The 1,335-nt window shown below is 68.8% G+C and carries 1 protein-coding gene; it reads left to right on the top strand.

Annotation, left to right across the window (positions count from 1 at the left end; genetic code table 11):
* Positions 1-957: 957 nt before the first annotated feature.
* A partial coding sequence (locus tag ACFZBU_RS47960) for a hypothetical protein (RefSeq protein ID WP_391590154.1) occupies positions 958-1,335 on the top strand: 378 nt, incomplete at its 3' end.

Raw genomic sequence — 1,335 nt, forward strand, 5'->3', positions numbered from 1 at the left:
GGGCACACACGTTCCCCGGCCCGTTCGGCCCTCTCGTACACGGCACCAGCGTAGGCCCCGAACCCCTCACGCAGACGGGATCAGAAACACGCTCTCAGGGCGTCGATGCGTTCGGCGGGGTAGTCGCCGTCGTTGCCGGGGCGTTGGCCAACACGACGGCGCCCTTCACATCATGTGCCATCCCGTCGACGTCGATGGTCTCCATGTGTCCGCGGGGCACGGTCAGGTGTCCCTCGCGTGCGTGGAACGTGGTGGTGGCGGTGAGGGTGGGTGCCCACCGGTTCGCCCGGGGGCCCCGATGGCGCGTGTCGTGTCGACGCAGGCGTGATGGGCCGCTGCGCCGCCTCGGGTGCCGGCTCGACCCGGAGCGCGGTCGGTGCTTCGCGTTGCGCGCGGGTTGGTGACTCCCAGGCGTGGCGATCCACGATCGAGGCACGCGCCCACGCGTTCGCCGTCGATGGTGTGTGTGTTCGGGTATCAGGTCGCCGGGGTCCGCCGCTGTCGGTGTGGAGTCGAGTCAGGGCGAGCGTACGTTGCCATGTCACGGTCCATCGCTCGGCGGGGGCATCGCGTCCGGTGGGGTTCCAGTCGGGGGCGATCGCGGTCAGGCGCGTCCACGGGTCCCGCCACCTGTAAGTGTCCGGTTCTTCCGCGTAGGTGGTGCTGGGCTGGGCTGGGGTTGTGCAGGTGGTGTGGTTCGCCGGCGCCGCGGGTGGTTCTCGGGTGGTCTCCCTCGGGTGGGACTTCGCTGGGTGGCGTGGCCCGTTCGGTGTGTTGCCGCCTGGGGGGATGTGGCAACTCGGTTGCTGTTGTGGGGTTTGTTCATGTTGGTTGGGCGGGGCGCAGTCGATATGGGCCCGGCATAAGGGTGTTGTTCCGGGGCTTTGTCGGCTCCGGGATGTCGAGGCTGGGGGAGATCGCGTGTCGTCTGGTGAGATTGTCCGGCCTGGGGAGCCGGTGCTGTTCGAGCGGTTGGTGGATGCCGCTTTCCGGTGCCTCGGCTCGGGTCCGCCGACGGTGTTGACCGCGCCGTGGGTGGATGACACAGCTCATCCGTACACGACTTCGCCGTCATGGGAGACGGTCCGGGTGTCGTCGTGGGAGTCGCTGTCCGGGACGGTCGCGACGCTCTTGCCGAAGGCCCCGGTCCTGTTGGTACTGCCGTGGGAGCGGTTGACGGTTTCGGTGCCCGACGCGCGAGGTCGTGAGCGCGTCCGGCGGACCACCTCGCAGGAGGTCGTTCTGCGGGAGTGCGTCCCGCAGGGCCCGGAGTCGTTGTTGGCGGTGCTTCTTCCCGCAGGCGATTTGTCGTCTCTATCAGGGGCCGAGTTTCGG

Origin of the sequence: Embleya sp. NPDC008237 (assembly GCF_042956465.1) — a bacterium.
In the GTDB taxonomy this organism is placed as follows: domain Bacteria; phylum Actinomycetota; class Actinomycetes; order Streptomycetales; family Streptomycetaceae; genus Embleya.